Here is a 20,250-nt window from a genome sequence, read left to right as displayed (position 1 = left end):
CTTGTATACAATATTTTATTTTCACGTATACGATATGTGGCACACAGCGAGCGACCGGAGCAGGTAATGACGAGTAAAACAGGCCAGCAAGACGCCACCCATCTGCAGGACAAAGATGAAGGGATTTACCAGGCGCTAATGAACGCCATTGTTGAGCACCAGCTGCCGCCGGGCAGTAAATTGCCGGAAGAGGCCCTTTCCGGGGTCTTTGGGGTGAGCCGCACCGGCATCCGCAAAGTGCTGCAGCGCCTCGCGGCGGTGCAGATGGTCACCCTGACGCCCAAACGTGGTGCGCAGGTGGCGACACCCGGCGTTGAAGAGGCGCGTGACATCTTCTCAACCCGCAGTTTAATGGAGTGCGCCAATCTGCCTGCAGTACTGGCGCATCTGCAGCCTCCCCATCTGGTGGCGCTGGAGCAGCTCATCACACAGGAAAACCAGGCGCACGCCGATCATGATGGCCCGGCAGCGATCCGTCTCTCAGCGGCGTTTCATATTCAGCTACAGGCGATCTCCGGTAATCAGGTCCTCACCGGCATGGTCACCAGCCTGACGCAGCGCTCCTCACTGGTGATTGCCGCCTATGGCGCGCCCTGGCAGCGCGGCTGCCGCTGTGACGATCACACGAATCTGCTGACGTTACTGCGCGCACGTGCGCTGGAGCCGCTGACCCACGCGCTACAGCATCACTTTGAGCACATCGTCTCCAGCCTGCACTTTGAGCGCAGCGGGGAAACCCTGCCCGATTTTTCCCGACTGTTTGCCGCAGGCTCTGGAGCTGCCTCATGAGTCTGATTCAGGTCATTAACCCCAACACCAGCCTGGCGATGACCGAAACCATCGCTCAGGCCGCGCGTGCCGTCGCCGCGCCGGGTACCGAAATTCTGGCGGTTTCACCGTCGCAGGGTGTCCCCTCCATTGAAGGCCACTTCGATGAGGCGATCGCCGCCATCGGCGTGCTGGAACAGATCAGGCTCGGCAGGGAGCAGGGCGTCAGCGGGCACGTTATTGCCTGCTTTGGCGATCCGGGATTACTGGCGGCTCGCGAGCTGGCCAGCGGACCGGTGATCGGCATTGCGGAAGCGGCGATGCATACCGCCACAATGCTGGCGACGCGTTTCTCCATTGTCACTACGCTGCCGCGCACCCTGGTGATTGCACGTCACCTGCTGCAGCAGTATGGCTTTACCCATCACTGTGCCGCGCTGCACGCCATCGATCTGCCGGTACTGGCGCTGGAAGATGGCAGCGGCGTGGCGCAGGAAAAAGTGCGGCAGCGCTGCATTCAGGCGAAACGGGAAGATGGCAGCGGGGCGATTGTGCTGGGCTGTGGCGGGATGGCGACGCTGGCCGCCTCGCTGACCCAGGAGCTGGGCCTGCCGGTGATCGATGGCGTCAGTGCGGCAGTAAAAATGGTCGAGTCGCTGGTGGCGCTTGGCTTTGGTACCAGCAAACATGGCGATCTGGCCTGGCCTTTGCAGAAACCTCTCTCAGGTGCGTTTCAGCATCTAAACTAACGGAACTTTCCCGAATCCAGAAAGGAAGCCAGTGATGACTGACGCTGCAGAGAAGAAAGAGTACAGCTTTAACAAAAACTACCCGCGCGATTTAATCGGTTATGGCGCCAATCCGCCGCACGCCGCCTGGCCCAACAACGCCCGTGTGGCGGTGCAGTTTGTTCTGAATTACGAAGAGGGCGCTGAAAACAGCGTGCTGCATGGCGATGCTGGCTCAGAGCAGTTCCTCTCCGACATCATCGGCGCAGCCAGCTATGCCGATCGTCACATGTCGATGGAGTCGCTGTATGAATATGGCTCCCGCGCCGGATTCTGGCGCATTCACAATGAATTTCAGAAACGCGGTCTGCCATTAACCGTGTTTGGCGTGGCGATGGCGCTGGCGCGTCATCCGGAAATTGTCGGGGCGATCAAACAGGCGGATTACGATGTGGTCAGCCACGGCTGGCGCTGGATCCACTATCAGGGCATGGATGCAAAAACCGAACGTCAGCATATGCAGCAGGCGGTTGATGTGCTGGTGGATCTGTTTGGTAAAGCACCAACCGGCTGGTACACCGGTCGCGACAGCCCGAACACCCGTCGGCTGGTGGTGGAGCAGGGTGGTTTCAGCTACGACAGTGACTACTACGGCGACGATCTGCCGTTCTGGACCCAGGTCACCTGTCAGGATGGCACGGTGAAGCCGCACCTGATTATTCCTTACACCCTGGAGTGCAACGACATGCGCTTCGCCTCGCCGCAGGGATTTAACACCGCCGAGCAGTTCTTCACCTATCTGCGCGACAGCTTCGATGTATTGTATGAAGAGGGCGAAACGGCGCCGAAGATGATGTCGATCGGTATGCATTGCCGCCTGCTGGGGCGTCCTGGCAAATTCCGCGCGCTGCAGAACTTCCTTGACCACATTCAGCAGCACGACGATGTCTGGATCTGCACCCGCCAGCAGATTGCTGACCACTGGATCAAAACGCATCCGGCACCTTAAGCCGGTTCCGGCGCTTGCCTGACGTTGATCGGGCGAAGCGCCGGATGCCGTCAGCTCATCAGACTGACCTGCGCCGCCACGATGCACCAGCCGTGGGGCATTCGCACCCAGGTCTGCTGCTGACGGCCAATCTTATCGCTGCCGGTGCGGGTAAATTCAGTGCTGCAGACCGCATAATCCTCACCGAAAGTCGTAATCACGGTGTTTCGCAGCGTCCTGTCCAGCCCGGCTGAAGGGCGCGCGGCACGGAAGGCCCGAATCTCGTCAATGCCATACAGATTCTCACCCGCGCCGAGGCGCACGGTTCGCGGATCGTGCCAGAACAGCGCATCCAGTTCGTCCACGTCATTGCTGACCAGCGCCTGCTCGTAGCGATAAAACTGCGCCGTCACCTCGCTGAGCACCTGCGGTAAATTAATCTCTCTGTTCATCAGGCTCCTGCCATATTCATTTGCGGTATCGTAATACCCTGTTGTTCCAGTGCCCAGGCGGCGCGTAATACCGCCTCTTCGTTAAACGGACGGGCGATAAGCTGTAAACCAATCGGCAGGCCACTTCGGGTCGCCAGCGGCACGGTACAGACCGGCAATCCCAGGAAGGAGATTGGCTGCGTCAGCATCCCCATACTTGCTTTAGCGGGCAGCGATTCACCCTGAATCGTCAGGGTTTGCTGGCCGATGGTAATCGCGCTGCAGGGCGTCGCCGGGGCGATCAGCACATCGAACCGATCAAACAGCGGTAACACCTGCTGCTGGAAATGGCGACGGAAACGCTGGGCCTGCACATACCAGGCACCTGGCATCATGGCGCCGGCCAGCAGACGCTCGCGGGAGTTCGGTTCAAACTGTTCCGGCATCTGACGCAGAGCGGGCAGATAGTGATTGCCGCCCTCAGCGGCGGTCATGATAAACGCAGCTGAGCGAGCCAGCTCCGCCTCCGGCATCAGCACCTCTTCCTGTGCCTCAAGCGCTGCCGCAACCACCGCGACGGCAGCGCGGGCATCCTCATCACACCAGCGGGCAAAAAAGCCGCCCAGCACGCCGCAGCGTAATCCTTCGCGGCCCTGTGACAGCCCCGGCAGCGTCGCGGCCGGCGGACGGTCAGCCTGAAACGCATCGGCGTGGTCTGCGCCCTGCAACAGGTCATACACCAGTGCCAGGTCTTCAACCCGCCGTGCCAGCGGACCGATGTGGTCAAGACTGGCGACAAACGGATGGCTGCCGCTGCGTGACAGACGGCCAAAGGTCGGCTTGAGACCAAAAATACCGCACAGCGACGCGGGCACCCGAATCGAACCGTTGGTGTCGGTGCCCAGCGAAAAGTGAACCAGCCCGGCGGCCACGGCGGCGGCCGACCCCCCTGACGAGCCGCCCGCCACGCGGCTCAAATCGCGCGGATTGTGCGTCGCGCCATAGTGGCTGTTTTCAGTGGTAAAACCGTAGGCGTAGGCATCCATGTTCAGCATGCCCGAGAGCAGCGCACCCGCCTGGCGCAGTTTCCCGACGGCAAACGCATCTGCCTGTGCCGCAGGGCGATCGCGGAACAGGCTGGCACCGGCCAGCGTGCTGTGACCCGCCACATCGAACAGGTTTTTCACCGCATACGGGATGCCCGCCAGCGGTGGCAGGGTTTCGCCACGCTGCCGCTGCGTATCAATCGCGCTGGCCTCTTTTAACATGCGCGGCCCGGTCACTTCCGTCCAGGCATTCAGCACCGGATTATGCTGCTCAACCGCCTGCAATGTGCTTTTCGCCACTTCCAGCGCGCTGATCTCACCCTGCTGGATCGCCCGTTGCAGGGTCTGAATCGAAACGTCACCTAATCTCATGCCTGGTATACTCCTGCCACTTCCAGCCGGTCATCCAGCGGAAACGCCATCAGCGGCGCAGCCATCTCCGCGATGCGCGACAGCTGGATCAGCAGTTCAGCGCGGCGGGCGTCATCCAGTTCCAGTTGCAGGATCTGCTCCATATGGCCGATGTAACTGGCCCAGTCGTGTTGATTCATGATTCGCTCCTGTTAAAAACCGGCGGCGCTGCCGTTACTGCGCGGGTCGCTTGCGCCCTCAAACATGCCGTTGCTGTGACGCACAATCGCGCCCGCATGGCCCACGGATTCGCTGAAGTCCGGCAGCAGCTCCACCTCATGGCCCCACAGACGCAGCATCAATACCGTTTCATCGTCAAAGCGGCCTTCCAGTTTCAGCGAGTCTGACAATTGCCCCCAGGTCCGGCCCAGTAGCCAGCGCGGCGCACTGACCGCCTGTTGCAGCGGCAGGCCCTGAATGACATGGCGGGTAAAAATCGCGGCCTGGGTCTGCGGCTGCCCATCGCCGCCCATCGCGCCATACACCATTGTCCGGCCATCTTTCAGCCGTGCGGCGGCGGGATTGAGGGTATGAAACGGCTGCTTGCCGGGCGCCAGCGCCAGCAGATGTTCAGGGTCGAGGCTGAACGCCGCGCCCCGGTTCTGCCAGGTAATGCCCGTGCCGGGCAGCACCACACCGCTGCCAAACTCGTGGTAGATGCTCTGAATAAAGGAGACCGCCAGACCGCTGCTGTCCATCACGCCCATCCAGACCGTATCGCCCGGTCCGCGTCCGTTTCCCCAGGCTGCCGCTTCTCCGTCGGTGATCTGGCTGGCGAGCGTGGCAAGGTGATCGCTATCCAGCAGCGCCTGCAAATCTTCGGTGACGTGACGCGGATCGGTGATGTGTTTGTCGCGCAGGGCAAAGGCTTTCTTGGTGGCTTCAACGATGCGGTGCACCGTCTGCGCGTCGTCAGCCTCCGCCATCTCCAGACGATCGGTGATGCCGAGGATCGCCAGCGACACCATGCCCTGTGTCGGCGGGGCGATATTCCAGATGTCACCTTCGCTGTGGGAGAGATGCAGCGGCGTCGTGCGGCGGGCGCGATGCTGCTGCAGATCGGCCAGCGTAACCGGCATGCCGAGCGTCGCCATCTCATCGGCCATATGGTGAGCCAGCGCACCGCGATAAAAGCTATCGAGTCCCTCTTCGGTGAGCTGACTCAGGGTGTTCGCCAGTGAGGGCTGGGTAAAACGGCTGCCCGGCTGCGGCACATCGCCGTCGGGCATAAAATTAGCGCTGAAGCCGGGCTGATGCTGCAGTTCACTGCGGAACGTCGCGGTGGCGGCGCTCTGTGAAGCGGTTACCGGAATGCCGTCGGCGGCGTAGCGAATCGCATCACGCAGCAGGCGATCCAGCGGCAGCGGCGGGGTGCCCATCTCCGCAGAGAGCGTCAGGGCCTCCTGCCAGCCGCTGACCGTTCCGGCCACGGTTAACGCTGCTTTCGGCCCACGATGCGGGATCTTCGGGTGATCGGTGTAGAAATCGCGGTGCGCCAGCGAACCGGCTGCGCCGCTGGCGTCGATAGCGACGGGCTCGCCGCCGGGCGGCAGAATCAGCCAGAAACCATCGCCGCCCAGTCCATTCATGTGCGGGTAAACCACGGCGATCGTCGCGGCAGCGGCCACCATCGCTTCAATGGCATTACCGCCATCACGCAGCACGGCGAGTGCGCTTTCACTCGCCAGATGGTGTGGCGTCACCGCCATCCCCTGCGGGGCCATATTGCTTTGAATCATCTTTTTCTCGTTATCCGGGTGACAGAACCCATAACAAAGCAAGAGCTGTTCCAGTTTTCACCCTGCGATGACAATGCGCCGGTTAACCTGGCGTAAATTGTGCTAGCTTCTGCTGAAACAAAAGTTACAGGGCGCCTTATGAAACAGCTTGATGAACGACTCAGAAGTCACTATCCCCAGCTCTCTCCGCAGGAGCAGCGCATTGCCGACTTCGTGTTTGACCACTTCGATGACCTGATCAGCTACAACAGCGCCGAGCTGGCGCGGCTCAGTGGCGTGTCGAAAGCCACGGTCAGTCGGCTGTTTAAACGTCTGGGCTACGAGAAGTACAAGGATATGCGTGATGAGTTACGCATCCTGCGCCAGAGCGGCATGCCGCTGACCGATAACCGGGATGCGGTGCAGGGCAATACGCTGCTGGCGCGCCACTACAAGCAGGAGATGGCAAACCTGACGCAGTGGGTAAACAGCCTGGATGCCCGGCACTTTAGTGAGGTTATCCAGCAGCTGGCGCAGGCTAAGCGCGTGTTTATCATCGGCATGCGCAACGCCTATCCGGTGGCGCTCCATCTGCGGCAACAGCTGGTGCAGGCGCGTTCGCAGGTGCATATCCTGCCGCAGCCGGGCCAGACGCTGGCTGAGGAGCTGGTGGATATCACGCCAGACGACATGGTGATTGTGATGGCGTTTCGTCGTCGTCCGCGCATCATTCGTCCGCTGATGCAGCAGCTGCAGACTGCCGGTATCCCGCTGCTGGCGCTGTGTGAGCCGCAGGCGCAGACGGTGATTGCACTGGCGCGCTGGCAGCTCTGTACGCCGCTGGACAGCGTCTCCGCCTTTGACAGTTACAGTGCGGCCATGAGTCTGGTTAACCTGATTGCCAATGCCCTGCTGCATGAAATGCTGGCTCAGGGACGTCAGCGTATTCATCAGATCGCCGACCTTTACCAGCAGTTCGACGAGCTGGAGCACCGTTAACAGGCACCGTTTTGGTGCTTTGCCCCATTTCAGAACACGCTCTTCACGGCGTAGTCGCTCCGGTTACGCCCGATTTCTGCTGAACTCTCTGCTGCTTAACCCTTTTTCTGTCGCCGTCCGCATTGGCACATTAGTTGCAGATTGCATGTCAAAGAATCTTTTGTTTCACGTTAATCTCACCGGGGTGCATAATGAAAAAAGTTTTAATGGCGGTTGCGACAGCGGCATTACTGATGGCACAAGCGGGAAGCGCGCTGGCCGATCAACTGCAGGACATCCAGAAACGCGGCGTCATCCGCGTCGCCGTGCCGCAGGATTTTCCGCCGTTTGGTTCGGTCGGCACGGACCTGCAGCCGCAGGGGTATGACATCGACACGGCAAAGTATCTGGCAAAACAGATGAAACTTAAGTTGCAGCTGGTGCCGGTCAGCAGTGCCAACCGCGTGCCTTATCTGCAAACCGACAAGGTCGATCTGGTCATCTCCAGCATGGGTAAAAATGCCGAGCGTGAGAAAGTGATCGACTTTACCCGCGCCTATGCGCCGTTCTTCCTGGGCGTGTTTGGTCCGAAGGGCGATGAAATCAAAGCGGCCTCAGCCCTGAGCGGCAAGTCGATTGGCGTGACGCGCGGTGCGGTAGAGGACATGGTGCTCAGCGAAGTGGCCCCGAAAGATGCGCAGGTGAAACGCTATGAAGACAACAACACCACACTGTCTGCGTATCTCTCCGGTCAGGTGCAGTATGTCGCAACCGGTAACCTGGTCGTCGCCGCCATTGCGCGCCAGAATCCGGCCAAAGCGCCCGTCGCGCAGTTCATGCTGAAAGATTCACCCTGCTTTATCGGCCTGAAGAAAGATGAGCCAGCGTTGAAAGCCAAAGTGAATGAGCTGATTGAGCAGGGCATCAAAGATGGCACCCTGAATAAACTGTCAGAAGAGTGGCTGAAAGCGCCGCTGCCCGCCAACCTCGGCGCCTGAGGACGGATTCATGACCGGGCAACTTAACTTTCCCGCCCTGTGGCCCTACTGGCCGGAGCTGCTCTCCGGCCTGTGGGTCACCATCCAGCTGACGGTGCTGGCGACCACCGGTGGTGTGGCGCTGGGTATTGCGGGCGCGGCGCTGCGCAGCGGCAAACCCAGCTGGATGAGCCGCCTGTGGGGCATCTATGTCGAGCTGATCCGCAATACGCCGTTTGTGGTGCAACTGTTCTTTATCGTTTTCGGTCTGCCTGCGCTGGGGATGAAACTCACTGCGGGTGAGGCGGCGCTGCTGGCGATGCTGATCAACCTCGGCGCCTACAGCACCGAGATTATCCGCGCCGGGATTCAGGTGACACCGAAAGGGCAGTGGGAAGCGGGACGTGTGCTGGGATTAACCCGTAGTCAGACGTTTCTGCGGGTGGTGCTGCCGCCCGCACTGCAGCGCATTTATCCGGCGCTGGTGAGTCAGTGCATCATCGTCATGCTGGGGTCGTCGGTGGTGTCGCAGGTCTCCTATGAGGAGCTGACCTTCGCCGCCAACCTGATCCAGTCGCGCACCTTCTTAAGTTTTGAGGTCTATCTGGTGACCACGCTGATCTACCTGGCGTTGTCGATAGCGATGCGCCATCTGCTGCTGGCGATTGGCCGTAAATGGTTTGGAGTGCAGGCATCATGATGACGACCTTTACCGACTGGGACATCCTGCGCAACCTGCTGCTGGCGGCGCGCTGGACCCTGTTACTGTCGCTGGTGGCCTTTGCTGGCGGAACGCTGGTGACGCTGCCGCTGCTGTTTCTGCGTCTGCTGCAACGTAAGTGGCTGACGCGCGTGATACGCGGTTACACCGCGCTGTTTCAGGGCACGCCGCTGCTGATGCAGCTGTTCCTGGCGTTTTTCGGCGTCGGCCTGTTTGGTATTGATGTCGCGCCCTGGACCGCGGCCTCACTGGCGCTGACTTTTTACACCAGCGCCTTTCTGGTGGACATCTGGTACGGCAGCATCCGTGCCCTGCCGAAAGGGCAGTGGGAAGCGTCGCGCTGCCTCGGCCTGACCTTTGGCCAGACGCTGTGGCGGGTGGTGGCACCGCAGGCGATCCGCATCGGTATCGCGCCGACCGTAGGATTCGCGGTGCAGGTGATCAAGGGCACCGCGCTGGCGTCGATTATCGGGTTCATCGAGCTGACGAAAGCCGGCACCATTCTGAACAACGTGACCTATCAGCCATTTAAAGTCTTTGGGCTGGTAGCGCTGGGCTACTTCCTGATGTGTTATCCGCTGTCTCGCTACAGCCAGTATCTGGAGAAAAAATTCAATGCCGCTCATCACCATTAATCAGGTGCAAAAATATTACGGCGACAACCATGTGTTGAAAGGCGTGGATCTGGATATCGACATGGGCGAGGTGATCTCGATCATTGGTCGTAGCGGATCGGGCAAAAGCACGCTGCTGCGCTGCATGAACGGGCTGGAAGGCTATCAGGAGGGCAGCATCAAGCTCGGCGGAATGACAATCACCGACCGCGATTCGCAGGCGCGTGAAATCAGCCGCTCGGTCGGGATGGTGTTTCAGAGCTTCAACCTGTTCCCGCACATGACGGCGCTGGAGAACGTCATGCTGGCGCCACGCCGGGTGCTGAAGAAAAGCGAAGACGAGTGCCGGGCGCTGGCCGCGCAGATGCTGGAGAAGGTCGGACTGGGCGAACGTCTTAACTACTATCCTGCCAGCCTCTCCGGCGGTCAGCAGCAGCGGGTGGCGATTGCCCGTGCGCTGGCGATGACGCCGAAAGTTTTACTCTGTGATGAGATCACCTCCGCGCTCGATCCTGAACTGGTGGGCGAAGTGCTCAAAGTTCTGGAGCAGCTGGCGGCAGAGGGAATGACGCTGATCCTCGTCACCCATGAAATGAGCTTCGCCCGCGACGTGGGCGATCGTGTGGTCTTTATGCATCAGGGGCGCGTCTGGGAGCAGGGCGACAGTAAAACGCTGTTCGCCCAGCCGCAGACGCCGGAGCTGAAGCAGTTTATCTCTTCAGTTCGTCTCTAATCGCTTGGTCTGACAGGCAAATAAAATAGCCTGTCAGGCATCAGAAAAGGAAATGATGATGGATATTACGCAATACCCGCAACTCAATCCGCCACAGCGTCTGCTGATGGGACCGGGTCCGATCAACGCCGATCCCCGCGTGCTGCGCGCCATGTCGAGTCAGCTGCTGGGTCAGTACGATCCCGCGATGACTCACTACATGAATGAAGTGATGGCGCTTTATCGCGGCGTGTTCCGCACCGAAAACCGCTGGACGCTGCTGATTGATGGCACCTCACGTGCCGGTATCGAATCGATTCTGCTCTCCTCTATCCGTCCTGGCGACAAAGTGCTGGTGCCGGTGTTTGGCCGCTTCGGTCATCTGCTGTGCGAAATTGCCCGCCGCTGTCGTGCGGAAGTGCACACCATTGAAGTGCCGTGGGGCGAAGTCTTTACCCCCGACCAGATCGAAGATGCGATCAAAAAGGTGCGACCGCGCCTGCTGCTGACCGTGCAGGGCGACACCTCGACCACCATGCTGCAGCCGCTGGAGCAGCTGGGTGCGATCTGCAAACAGTATGGCGTGCTGTTCTACACCGATGCCACCGCGTCGCTGGCGGGAAACGCGCTGGAAACGGACGCCTGGGGACTGGATGCGGTGTCGGCGGGAATGCAGAAATGTCTGGGCGGCCCATCGGGTACCTCGCCGATCACCCTGAGCGCAGAGATGGAAGCAGTGATCCGCAAACGCAAATGCGTTGAGCAGGGGATCCGCACCGAGGCGCATCAGGATGGCGAAGAGGAGATGATCTACTCCAACTATTTTGATCTCGGCATGATCATGGATTACTGGGGACCGGAGCGGCTCAACCATCATACCGAAGCCACCAGTGCGCTGTTTGGCGCGCGCGAGTGCGCCCGCCTGATCCTGCAGGAGGGGCTGGATAACGGCATCACCCGTCACAAACTGCATGGCGAAGCGATGCTGAAAGGCATCCAGGGGATGGGGCTGGAGACTTTCGGCGACCTGAAAAACAAAATGAACAACGTGCTGGGCGTGATGATCCCATCCGGCGTGAATGGCGATCAGGTGCGTAAGCTGATGCTGGAAGATTTCGGCATTGAGATTGGCACCTCGTTTGGCCCGCTGCATGGCAAAGTGTGGCGCATCGGCACCATGGGGTATAACGCGCGTAAAGATTGCGTGATGCAGACGCTGTCGGCGCTGGAAACGGTGCTGACCTATGTCGGTTATCGCACGCCGCAGGGTGCGGGCGCACAGGCTGCCTGGGATCACTACGGGAGCCAGGCATGATGATGAGCGCCAGCGAAGCCCAGGCCGCTGCACAGCGCGTTATGGCGCGCTGTGATGCGCTGGCAGCGATCAGCGAAACGGCTGAGGGGCTGACCCGCGTCTACCTCTCGCCAGAACATCTGCGCGCCAACGCCTGCGTCGGTGAGTGGATGCAGGCGGCGGGGATGCAGGTGTGGCAGGATGAAGTCGGCAATATCTGCGGGCGCTACGAGGCGGCAGAGGCGGGTGCGCCTGCGCTGCTGCTCGGCTCACATCTCGACACGGTGCGCAACGCCGGTCGCTACGACGGGATGCTGGGCGTGCTCAGCGCCATTGAAACGGTGCAGTGGCTCAACGAACATCAGCGCCGCCTGCCGCTGGCGATTGAGGTGATTGGCTTTGGCGACGAAGAGGGCACCCGTTTTGGTATTACGCTGCTCGGCAGTCGCGGGATTACCGGCAGCTGGCCGCAAAGCTGGGTGACGCATCCTGACGGCAACGGCATCACCGTAGCCCAGGCGATGGCCGATGTCGGGCTTGATAGCGACAGGATCGCCTCTGCGGCGCGGCGGGTTGAGGATATCGTCGGATATCTTGAGCTGCACATCGAACAGGGCCCCTGCCTGGAGCAGGAGGATCTGGCGCTGGGCGTGGTCACGGCGATCAACGGCGCGCGTCGCCTCAACTGCCGTTTCACCGGAGAAGCGGGCCATGCGGGCACGGTGCCGATGACTCACCGCAAAGATGCGCTGGCCGCCGCTGCTGAGTGGATGGTGTTTATCGAGCAGACAACCCGTGAGCACGATCCGCAGCTGGTCGCCACCGTCGGCACCATTAACTGTGCGCCGGGTGCGGTCAATGTGATCCCTGGCGAGGTGTCACTGTCGCTGGATGTGCGCGGTCCGCTGGATAATCCGCTGGAAACGCTGCTCTCCAGCCTGTTAACGCAGGCCGAGGCGATTGCGCTTCGCCGTGGACTTTGCTTCGAGTCGAACGAATATTATCGCATCGGTGCCACCGCCTGTGACTCCGCGCTGCAACAGGCGCTGAGCCATGCGGTGGAAACGGTGCAGGGCCGCAGCCTGTCGCTGCCAAGCGGTGCCGGGCACGACGCCATCGCCATCGCTGAACGCTGGCCGGTCGGCATGTTATTTGTGCGTAACCATCGCGGCATCAGCCATCACCCGGCGGAGTCGGTAGCAGTGGACGATGTGGCACCTGCGCTGCAGGCTTATTCAGCGGCGGTCTCGCTGATTGCCGGACGGAGCTGAAGATGGAATTAGCCGCATTCAATCAACTGGCAGCTGACGAGGCGCAGGCGGCTATCCGTCACTGCGTGGCGATCCCGCACTGGCAGCAGTCGCTGGTGGCGGCCCGGCCTTTCGCCAGCACTGAGTCGCTGCTGGCCACCGCCGATGCGCTGGCGCGCCAGTGGCAGCAGCCCGAGCTGGAGGCGGCATTGTCGGCCCATCCCCGCATCGGCGAACGCGCGAGCGGCGCGGATAAAGAGTCTGTGCTGTCGCGCGGCGAACAGTCCGCGATGCAGCAGGCTGATGACGCTCTGCAACAGGCGATGCAAAAGGGGAATGAGGCGTATGAAGCGCGCTTTGGCCGGGTGTTTCTGATCCGCGCCAAAGGGCGGAGCGGCGAGCAGATGCTGGCAGAGTTGCAGCGTCGGTTGCAGAATGACGATATTGCCGAGCAGCAGGAGGCGCTGGATCAGCTGCGTGAAATTACCCTGTTACGCCTTAAGGAGACGATTCAATGAGCACCGTTACCACCCATATTCTCGACACGGCGCTGGGTAAACCGGCCAGCGGCGTGGCAATTTCACTGGAGCAGAACAGCCCGGAAGGCTGGTTTCCGATTTCGCAGGGTGAAACGGACAGTGACGGGCGTCTGAAAGATCTGACGCCGGAGCCGCTGACGCCGGGCCACTACCGTTTAACGGCGGAAATCGGCGACTATTTTGCCGTCGCCGGTCGGGATGCGCTCTACGTCAGCGCGCAGATCGATTTTGTTATTGCCGAGGCGGGCAGCCACTTCCATCTGCCGTTTCTGATTTCACCCTGGTCGTGGTCAACCTATCGCGGCAGCTAACCGGCAGCGATTCACAGCGAAAAGCGATCCGCATCCTGCCAGGCCGGGAAGCGCTCACGGTAAGCATTCAGCGTGTCCAGCGACAGTTCGGCATCCAGCCGGGCGCGCTGATGCGGCTCGGCGGCACTGAGGATCTCACCCTGCGGCGAAATAATCTGACTGTCGCCGCTATATTGATGCTGATTGCCGTCACTGCCGACGCGGTTACAGCCTGCCACATAAGCCTGATTTTCAATCGCCCGCGCTAACAGCAGCGCCTGCCAGTGCAGCGCACGTGGCGCTGGCCAGTTGGCGACATAGAGCGCCAGATCATAATCATTGCGGTTGCGCGAGAAGACCGGAAAGCGCAGGTCGTAACAGATTTGCGGCAGGATGCGCCAGCCGCGCCACTCAAACACCTGACGCTGTTCGCCTGGCAGATAGTGGTGATGCTCGTCCGCCATGCGGAACAGGTGACGCTTGTCATACTGATGCAGCGTGCCGTCCGGCTCGACCAGCAGGAAGCGGTTTACCGCGCCATGTTCTGTCTGGATCGCCGCGCTGCCGCCGACCAGGGCATCGGTGCGACGGGCATGGTGATGCAGCCACTCAATGACCTGCGCCTCTGGCAGCGAACTTTTCGCTGCTTCCATCGCAAAGCCGGTGGTAAACATCTCTGGCAGGATAATCAGATCGCGTCCGGTGAGTCCGGCCAGCTGCGCGTCAAAATGGCGCAGATTGGCCTCGCCATCCATCCAGCTCAGCGTCTCCTGCAGTAGCGTGATTTTCAAAGCTGACATAAGCGCTCCGCGGCGGCATCTAATGTCGCCGGCTGTTTGGCAAAACAGAGGCGAATCAGTTTATAGGGGAAAGCATCGGCGCAGAACACCGACAGGGGAATCGCGGCGACGCCGACTTCGCGGGTCAGCCACTGGCAGAAACTGACATCATCCAGATCGGAGATGGCGCTGTAATCGACCAGCAAAAAGTAGGTGCCTTCGCAGGGAAGCACCTTAAAGCGGCTGTTGCTCAGCGCCGTTGCCAGCCGATCGCGGCGATCGCGATAGAACGCTGGCAGCTCAAGATAGTGTTCCGGATGCTCACGCAGCATATCGGCGATCGCCAGCTGCGCCGGGGTATTCACCGAGAAGGTCAGGTACTGATGCACCTTGCGCAGTTCAGCGCTGATCGCCGCAGGGGCAATGCAGTAACCCACTTTCCAGCCGGTCATGTGGAACGTCTTACCAAACGACGACACGGCGATAGCGCGCTGGCGTAGCTCGGGATGTGCCAGCACGCTGGCGTGGCCTGCCTCATCGAAGCAGATGTGCTCATAGACTTCGTCGCTCAGCACATAGATTGGGTGCGCCGCAATCGCCTGCCACAGCGCGGCGAAATCCTGCTGCTGCCAGACGGTCGCCGAAGGATTGTGCGGCGTATTCAGGATCACCAGACGGGTTTTGTCACTCAGCAGCGCAGCGAACGCCTGCCAGTCCACCCGGAAAGCGGGCGGCTGCAGCGTAATGCGTTTCATCACGCCGCCCGACAACACCACCGCAGGCGCATAGCTGTCGTAGCTGGGATCAAAGCAGATGACCTCATCGCCTGGCCGCACCAGCGCGGTAATGGCCGCATAAAGCGCTTCGGTTGCGCCCGCCGTCACCGTGATTTCCGCATCAACATCCGGACGATAGTCATAAAGTCGCGCGGTTTTCTCTGCTATCGCCTCACGCAACGGCAGCGCACCGGTCATCGGCGCATACTGATTCGCGCCCTGGCTGACGTGATACGCCAGCCGCTGCTGCAGATAGTCCGGCCCGCTGAAATCAGGAAAGCCCTGAGACAAATTGATGGCGTTATGCTGCTGCGCCAGCGCACTCATCTGGCTGAAAATCGTGGTGCCGAGCAAAGGGAGTTTACTCTCGGGGATCAGGTTGTGCTGCGTCATGGTGTCAGGCCTTAAGCGCGAAGATTGATGCGGTGTCACCCGGTGTTTGTGCCACTATAAACAGGATGGTAGTATTTGGCAATCAAGACGCTTAGACGGCTAAATGCTTCATGCTCCGCGCGTCAGCTTCGTTGGCTTCGTTTGCTTACCCCGGTCACTGACAGGTGTCAGCTCCCGGGGATGCGCGCACTTGCCGCCTTGCTGACACACGGATCATTTCGCATTTACATGAGTCATGCTCCGCGCGTCAGCGGCGTTGACGGCGCTTGCTTACCCCGGTCACTGACAGGTGTCAGCTCCCGGGGATGCGCGCACTTGCTGCCTTGCTGAGATGCGGATCATTTAGCATTTACATGCGTCATGCTCCGCGTGTCAGCGGCGCGTACTTATCCGGGATTACATTTCACCGCAAGGAACCTTTATGTCGCAGAGTCTTCCGTTAGATCAGCTGGTCGCCGCCTGTCACTGGATTGGCGAGAAAGGCTGGGCACCGGCCACCGGCGGCAATATGTCCGTGCGCCGCGATGAACATGTCTGCCTGCTGAGTGAATCGGGCAAAGATAAAGGCACGCTGACGCGGGATGACTTTATCGAGGTCGATATCGCCACCAGCCAGTCGCTTTCTGGCCGTAAGCCGTCGGCAGAAACCGGGCTGCACACGATGATCTATCGTCTCTTTCCCGAGGCGGGCGCGGTGCTGCATACCCACACGGTCAATTCGACCGTGCTGTCGCGGGTGGAGCAGGGTGCGGCGCTGCTGCTGCACGGCTATGAGATGCAGAAATCATTAACCGGCCAGCACACCCATCTGGATACGCTGGCGATTCCCGTGTTCGACAACAGCCAGGACATCGCGGCGCTGGCGTCAGAAATTGAAGATTACGCCGCCCGCTTTCCACTACGTTACGGCTTCCTGCTGCGCGGCCACGGCTTAACCTGCTGGGGCCGGGATGTCAGCGAAGCGCGCCGTCATCTGGAAGGTCTGGAATTTTTATTCGAATGTGAACGTCAACGTCGCCTGCTGGAGAAAGCATGATTCGCGCCATTGTTACTGATATCGAAGGCACCACCAGCGATATCCGCTTTGTACATAACATCCTGTTTCCCTATGCCCGCACGCATCTGCCGGACTTCGTGCGTGACAATGCGCAGCAGCCCGACGTGGCGGCGGCGCTGCAGTCGGTGCGTGAAGAGGCCGGTCAGCCGCAGGCCGATCTGGCCGGCGTGACAGAGATTCTGCTGGGCTTTATGGACCAGGATCGCAAATCAACCGGGCTGAAAGCGCTGCAGGGCATGATCTGGCGCGACGGCTACGTGAACGGCAGTTTTACCGGCCATCTCTATCCCGACGTCCTGCCTGCGCTGCGCCACTGGAAGGCGCAGGGTATTGAACTCTATGTATATTCCTCCGGCTCGGTTGCGGCGCAGAAATTGTTATTTGGCTACAGCGACGAAGGTGATATTACTGGCCTGTTCAGCGGCTATTTTGACACCCACGTCGGGGCCAAACGCGAAGTCGCGGCTTATCGCGCTATCGCCGCTGAAATGGGTCAGCCAGCGGAGCAGCTGCTGTTTCTCTCTGATATTCATCAGGAGCTGGATGCCGCCGCAGAGGCGGGCTGGCAGACGGTGCAATTACTGCGTGGCGATGCGGACAACGAGAGCCGCCATCGTCAGGTGACGGATTTTTCCCAGATTAACCCGGAGTCGATTTAGGATGAGCGCACTGACTATTTTTACCGACTACGAAGCCAGCCAGCCGGTGTGGCACAGCACTGATGCGGAAGCGATTCGTGACCGCCTCAACGCCAAAGGCGTCCGTTTTGAGCGCTGGGAAGCCGATCGCGATTTGGGGAAAAACCCGGATCCCGAAACGGTGATCAACGCCTATCAGCATGCGATCGATCGGCTGGTGGCGGAAAAAGGCTATCAGAGCTGGGACGTGATCAGCATGCGCGCCGATAACCCGCAGAAAACCGTGCTGCGCGAGAAGTTTCTCAATGAGCATACGCATGGCGAAGATGAGGTGCGTTTCTTTGTCGAGGGTGCCGGACTGTTCTGTCTGCATCTGGATGGCGAGATCCTGCAGATCCTGTGTGAAAAAAACGATCTGATCTCGGTGCCTGCGGGAACGCCGCACTGGTTTGATATGGGATCGTCACCGCACTTCACGGCAATCCGGATTTTCGATAATCAGGAAGGCTGGGTAGCGAACTTTACCGGCGATAAGATCGCGGATGCCTATCCGCGTCTGGCGTAATCTGCAGCCGATGTGCGAGGCGTCTGCCCTAGCGGCAAACGCCCCGCAGAGCATTACTGCGGCTGGAAGATGCCGCTCTGCACCTGGTCAGGCGTCACCACGCCGGTGTCCAGCACCCAGCCGCTGATCAGGGCGGCGGGCGTGACATCAAACGCCGGGTTATAAACATTTGCCGCTTCTGGTGCCCACTGCACGCTGCCAAAACTGCCGGCAACGCCCGTCACTTCGCTGGCGGCGCGCTGCTCAATAGGAATCGCTGCGCCATCAGGACAGCTGCGATCCAGCGTGGTGTGCGGAGCCGCTACGTAAAACGGAATCTGATGATAATGCGCCAGCACCGCCAGGCTGTAGGTGCCGATCTTATTCGCCACATCGCCGTTGGCGGCAATGCGGTCAGCGCCAACCCACACCGCATCTACTTCCCCACGGGCCATCAGGCTGGCGGCCATGGAGTCGGTAATCAGGGTGTAGGGAACCGCCAGTTCACCCAGCTCCCAGGCGGTTAAGCGGCCGCCCTGTAACAGCGGTCGGGTCTCATCAACCCAGACATTCTTAATCAGCGCCTGCTGGTGAGCGCGGGCAATGACGCCCAGCGCGGTGCCCACCCCGGCGGTGGCCAGCCCACCGGTATTGCAGTGGGTCAGCAACTGGCTGTTGGGTTTCACCAGCGTGCAACCCGCGTCAGCGATGGCGTCACACAGTTGCTTATCTTCCTGCACCAGCCGCCAGGCTTCCTGAGCCAGTGCCGGGGCAAAGTCCGGCTGAGCCAGCGCCACTTTCATCCGGTCAAGATTGTTCATCAGGTTGACGGCGGTAGGGCGGGCGGCGCGCAGGGTCTCCAGCGCCTGCGCCAGTTCAGCGCGCGTTTGCCCCTGTTCTGCCAGCAGCGCCAGCAGCAGCGAGGCGGAGAGGCCGATCAGCGGCGCACCACGCACCCGCAGCGCATGAATATGTTCAACCAGCTGAGGCACGCTGTGCGCGGGCAGCCAGTTCTTCTGCTGCGGCAATGCCTGCTGATCCAGAATCCAGAGCTGATTGTCACGAACCTGTAAGCTGGTGGTTTGAAGTGTCTGCATTGTGGGTGAAATCCATGTTGCGTTAATGATGCGTATTGTGCCAACATGCTGAGCGGATGTATAGACGTCTGAACGGCTTATTACACCTGAGTGACCCCCTTCGAATGATGAGGAACAGGCAATGTCGCAATACCGTACCTTTACTGCTGCTGATGCTGTGGAATATGCCCGACAATTTGGCGGCGTGGACAATCCTGCCGCGCTGAGCAGCGCTGAAGAGATTGGTGATGGCAACCTCAACCTGGTGTTTAAGATTTATGACGATCAGGGCAATAGTCGCGTTATCGTCAAGCAGGCACTGCCGTATGTGCGCTGCGTGGGGGAGTCCTGGCCGCTGACGCTGGATCGGGCGCGGCTGGAAGCGCAGACGCTGGTCGAGCACTACAAACATTGTCCGCAGCACACGGTGAAGATTACCCATTATGATGCGGATCTGGCGGTGATGGTGATGGAAGATCTTTCCAGTCATCGCATCTGGCGCGGCGAGCTGGTAAAGGGCGCGTATTACCCGGAAGCGGCGCAGCAGTTAGGCGATTATCTGGCACAAACCCTGTTTCATACTTCCGATTTCATCCTGCATCCGCATCAGAAAAAAGCGGAAGTGGCGCGTTTCATTAATCCGGAAATGTGTGAAATCACCGAAGACCTTTTCTTCAACGATCCCTACACCAATCATGAGCGCAACAGCTATCCCTCTGCGCTTGAACCGCTGGTCGCCAGCCTGCGCAATGACGATGCACTGCGCATTGCAGTGGGCGGTCTTAAGCATCGCTTCTTTGCCCACGCCGAAGCGCTGCTGCATGGGGATATTCACAGCGGCTCGATTTTCGTGGCGGACGGCAGCCTGAAAGCGATTGATGCGGAATTTGGTTATTTTGGCCCCATCGGTTTTGATGTCGGTACTGCCATCGGTAATCTGCTGATTAACTACTGCGGCCTGCCGGGGCTGCTGGCTCCGCGTGAGGCTGCCGATGCACGCGAGCAGCGCCTCAGCGATGTGCATACGCTCTGGACGACTTTTGCTTCAGGCTTCCTGGCGCTGGCGGCAGAGAAGACCTGCGATGAGGCGCTGGCTTATCCTGGCTATGCGCAAGCGTTTCTCCGTAAAGTGTGGGCCGATACCATCGGTTACTGCGGCACAGAGCTGATTCGCCGCACGGTGGGGATGTCACATGTGGCGGATATGAAGCTGATTGCCGATCCAGCGATGCGCACCGACTGCATCCGTAATGCGATTAACCTGGGACGCACGCTGATTCTGGCAGCCGATCACGTAGAGGATGTGGATGCGCTGATTGCCCGCATCCGTCAGGCAGGATAAAAAAGGCCGACATGATGTCGGCCTGTAAACAGTACTGGCTCAGGGAGCATACGCCCTGCGTAAAGACGCCAAAAACGCCATCCCTGGCTGGCTCAGCGCGGGCGATTACGCACCTCATCCCTGAGGTGCACCCGTTGCCGGGCCAACGCGTTGCGTTGTTCAAAAACACTCCCGGCGTTT

At 60.1% G+C, this 20,250-nt stretch carries 23 protein-coding genes; 16 read left to right on the top strand and 7 right to left on the bottom strand.

All coding sequences use genetic code 11. The features are described from left to right. The first annotated feature begins 66 nt into the window (after nt 1-66). The 3 genes from PU624_RS18755 to puuE are packed head-to-tail and all read left to right on the top strand — an operon-like array spanning nt 67 to nt 2,505. Nucleotides 67-789: a GntR family transcriptional regulator gene (locus tag PU624_RS18755; protein WP_283546174.1), complete on the top strand. Its 723-nt coding sequence runs from the start codon at nt 67-69 to the stop codon at nt 787-789. After that, entirely contained in the window at nt 786-1,517 is a 732-nt protein-coding gene (gene hpxA / locus PU624_RS18750; RefSeq protein ID WP_283546173.1) for an allantoin racemase, read from the top strand. The genes PU624_RS18755 and hpxA overlap by 4 nt, the downstream gene beginning before the upstream one ends. A gap of 34 nt (nt 1,518-1,551) precedes the next feature. Then, nucleotides 1,552-2,505 (top strand): allantoinase PuuE, encoded by a 954-nt coding sequence (puuE, locus tag PU624_RS18745; RefSeq protein ID WP_283546172.1) that lies wholly within the window; start codon nt 1,552-1,554, stop codon nt 2,503-2,505. Nucleotides 2,506-2,555: 50 nt separating this feature from the next. Here the strand turns inward: puuE and hpxZ are convergent, their stop codons facing one another. Genes hpxZ through PU624_RS18725 form a run of 4 tightly spaced genes read right to left on the bottom strand, consistent with a single transcriptional unit; the run spans nt 2,556 to nt 6,111 of the window. Next, on the bottom strand, nt 2,556-2,936 hold the full coding sequence (gene hpxZ, locus PU624_RS18740) for an oxalurate catabolism protein HpxZ (RefSeq protein ID WP_110331408.1): 381 nt from the start codon (nt 2,934-2,936) through the stop codon (nt 2,556-2,558). Beyond that, nucleotides 2,936-4,333, bottom strand: coding sequence for an AtzE family amidohydrolase (locus PU624_RS18735; RefSeq protein ID WP_283546171.1), 1,398 nt, complete (start codon nt 4,331-4,333; stop codon nt 2,936-2,938). Before PU624_RS18735 ends, hpxZ begins: the two co-directional genes overlap by 1 nt. Continuing rightward, nucleotides 4,330-4,512: an oxalurate catabolism protein HpxX gene (hpxX, locus tag PU624_RS18730; protein ID WP_003852562.1), complete on the bottom strand. Its 183-nt coding sequence runs from the start codon at nt 4,510-4,512 to the stop codon at nt 4,330-4,332. The genes PU624_RS18735 and hpxX overlap by 4 nt, the downstream gene beginning before the upstream one ends. 12 nt (nt 4,513-4,524) lie before the next feature. Next, nucleotides 4,525-6,111: a gamma-glutamyltransferase family protein gene (locus PU624_RS18725; protein ID WP_283546170.1), complete on the bottom strand. Its 1,587-nt coding sequence runs from the start codon at nt 6,109-6,111 to the stop codon at nt 4,525-4,527. A gap of 138 nt (nt 6,112-6,249) precedes the next feature. Between PU624_RS18725 and hpxU the strand changes: the two genes are divergently transcribed. The 9 genes from hpxU (at nt 6,250) to uraH (ending at nt 13,486) form a co-directional block, all read left to right on the top strand. Beyond that, entirely contained in the window at nt 6,250-7,089 is an 840-nt protein-coding gene (hpxU, locus tag PU624_RS18720; protein WP_283546169.1) for a MurR/RpiR family transcriptional regulator HpxU, read from the top strand. Between the two features lie 191 nt (nt 7,090-7,280). Then, the gene (locus PU624_RS18715) at nt 7,281-8,066 is read left to right on the top strand and encodes a transporter substrate-binding domain-containing protein (RefSeq protein ID WP_283546168.1); all 786 of its coding nucleotides are present in this window, start codon (nt 7,281-7,283) and stop codon (nt 8,064-8,066) included. Between the two features lie 10 nt (nt 8,067-8,076). Further along, the gene (locus tag PU624_RS18710; RefSeq protein ID WP_283546167.1) at nt 8,077-8,745 is read left to right on the top strand and encodes an amino acid ABC transporter permease; all 669 of its coding nucleotides are present in this window, start codon (nt 8,077-8,079) and stop codon (nt 8,743-8,745) included. Continuing rightward, nucleotides 8,745-9,401, top strand: coding sequence for an amino acid ABC transporter permease (locus PU624_RS18705; RefSeq protein WP_033742952.1), 657 nt, complete (start codon nt 8,745-8,747; stop codon nt 9,399-9,401). The genes PU624_RS18710 and PU624_RS18705 overlap by 1 nt, the downstream gene beginning before the upstream one ends. Then, nucleotides 9,382-10,113 (top strand): amino acid ABC transporter ATP-binding protein, encoded by a 732-nt coding sequence (locus PU624_RS18700; protein WP_283546166.1) that lies wholly within the window; start codon nt 9,382-9,384, stop codon nt 10,111-10,113. The genes PU624_RS18705 and PU624_RS18700 overlap by 20 nt, the downstream gene beginning before the upstream one ends. Nucleotides 10,114-10,171: 58 nt before the next feature. Continuing rightward, nucleotides 10,172-11,407 carry a pyridoxal-phosphate-dependent aminotransferase family protein gene (locus PU624_RS18695; RefSeq protein ID WP_283548027.1) on the top strand — a complete coding sequence of 412 codons (1,236 nt, stop codon included), beginning with the start codon at nt 10,172-10,174 and terminating at the stop codon, nt 11,405-11,407. Further along, nucleotides 11,404-12,657 carry an allantoate amidohydrolase gene (gene hpxK, locus PU624_RS18690; RefSeq protein WP_283546165.1) on the top strand — a complete coding sequence of 418 codons (1,254 nt, stop codon included), beginning with the start codon at nt 11,404-11,406 and terminating at the stop codon, nt 12,655-12,657. The genes PU624_RS18695 and hpxK overlap by 4 nt, the downstream gene beginning before the upstream one ends. Nucleotides 12,658-12,659: 2 nt before the next feature. Then, nucleotides 12,660-13,154, top strand: coding sequence for a 2-oxo-4-hydroxy-4-carboxy-5-ureidoimidazoline decarboxylase (gene uraD, locus PU624_RS18685; RefSeq protein ID WP_283546164.1), 495 nt, complete (start codon nt 12,660-12,662; stop codon nt 13,152-13,154). Next, nucleotides 13,151-13,486 carry a hydroxyisourate hydrolase gene (uraH, locus tag PU624_RS18680; RefSeq protein WP_161734521.1) on the top strand — a complete coding sequence of 112 codons (336 nt, stop codon included), beginning with the start codon at nt 13,151-13,153 and terminating at the stop codon, nt 13,484-13,486. Before uraD ends, uraH begins: the two co-directional genes overlap by 4 nt. A gap of 11 nt (nt 13,487-13,497) precedes the next feature. On the opposite strand, the gene PU624_RS18675 is transcribed toward uraH, so the two are convergent. Further along, nucleotides 13,498-14,265 (bottom strand): amidohydrolase, encoded by a 768-nt coding sequence (locus PU624_RS18675; protein ID WP_283546163.1) that lies wholly within the window; start codon nt 14,263-14,265, stop codon nt 13,498-13,500. After that, nucleotides 14,253-15,413 (bottom strand): pyridoxal phosphate-dependent aminotransferase, encoded by a 1,161-nt coding sequence (locus PU624_RS18670; protein WP_283546162.1) that lies wholly within the window; start codon nt 15,411-15,413, stop codon nt 14,253-14,255. The genes PU624_RS18675 and PU624_RS18670 overlap by 13 nt, the downstream gene beginning before the upstream one ends. A gap of 421 nt (nt 15,414-15,834) precedes the next feature. Here PU624_RS18670 and PU624_RS18665 point away from each other — a divergent pair, with 421 nt between their 5' ends. The 3 genes from PU624_RS18665 to PU624_RS18655 are packed head-to-tail and all read left to right on the top strand — an operon-like array spanning nt 15,835 to nt 17,673. Continuing rightward, a complete protein-coding gene (locus PU624_RS18665) occupies nt 15,835-16,449 on the top strand; it encodes a methylthioribulose 1-phosphate dehydratase (protein WP_283546161.1) in 615 nt (204 codons plus the stop codon). After that, nucleotides 16,446-17,129 (top strand): acireductone synthase, encoded by a 684-nt coding sequence (gene mtnC / locus PU624_RS18660; RefSeq protein WP_283546160.1) that lies wholly within the window; start codon nt 16,446-16,448, stop codon nt 17,127-17,129. The genes PU624_RS18665 and mtnC overlap by 4 nt, the downstream gene beginning before the upstream one ends. 1 nt (nt 17,130) lies before the next feature. Then, on the top strand, nt 17,131-17,673 hold the full coding sequence (locus PU624_RS18655) for a 1,2-dihydroxy-3-keto-5-methylthiopentene dioxygenase (RefSeq protein WP_283546159.1): 543 nt from the start codon (nt 17,131-17,133) through the stop codon (nt 17,671-17,673). A 53-nt stretch (nt 17,674-17,726) separates the two neighbouring features. On the opposite strand, the gene mtnA is transcribed toward PU624_RS18655, so the two are convergent. After that, entirely contained in the window at nt 17,727-18,749 is a 1,023-nt protein-coding gene (gene mtnA / locus PU624_RS18650) for an S-methyl-5-thioribose-1-phosphate isomerase (RefSeq protein WP_283546158.1), read from the bottom strand. A gap of 121 nt (nt 18,750-18,870) precedes the next feature. On the opposite strand from mtnA, the gene mtnK reads away from it, so the two are divergent. Further along, nucleotides 18,871-20,070 (top strand): S-methyl-5-thioribose kinase, encoded by a 1,200-nt coding sequence (gene mtnK, locus PU624_RS18645; RefSeq protein WP_283546157.1) that lies wholly within the window; start codon nt 18,871-18,873, stop codon nt 20,068-20,070. Nucleotides 20,071-20,250 lie beyond the last annotated feature (180 nt).

Source organism: Pantoea sp. Lij88 (genome assembly GCF_030062155.1).
Classification (GTDB): domain Bacteria; phylum Pseudomonadota; class Gammaproteobacteria; order Enterobacterales; family Enterobacteriaceae; genus Pantoea.
Note: the sequence above shows the minus strand (reverse complement) of the source record. Positions and strands in the feature narration are given on the sequence as shown.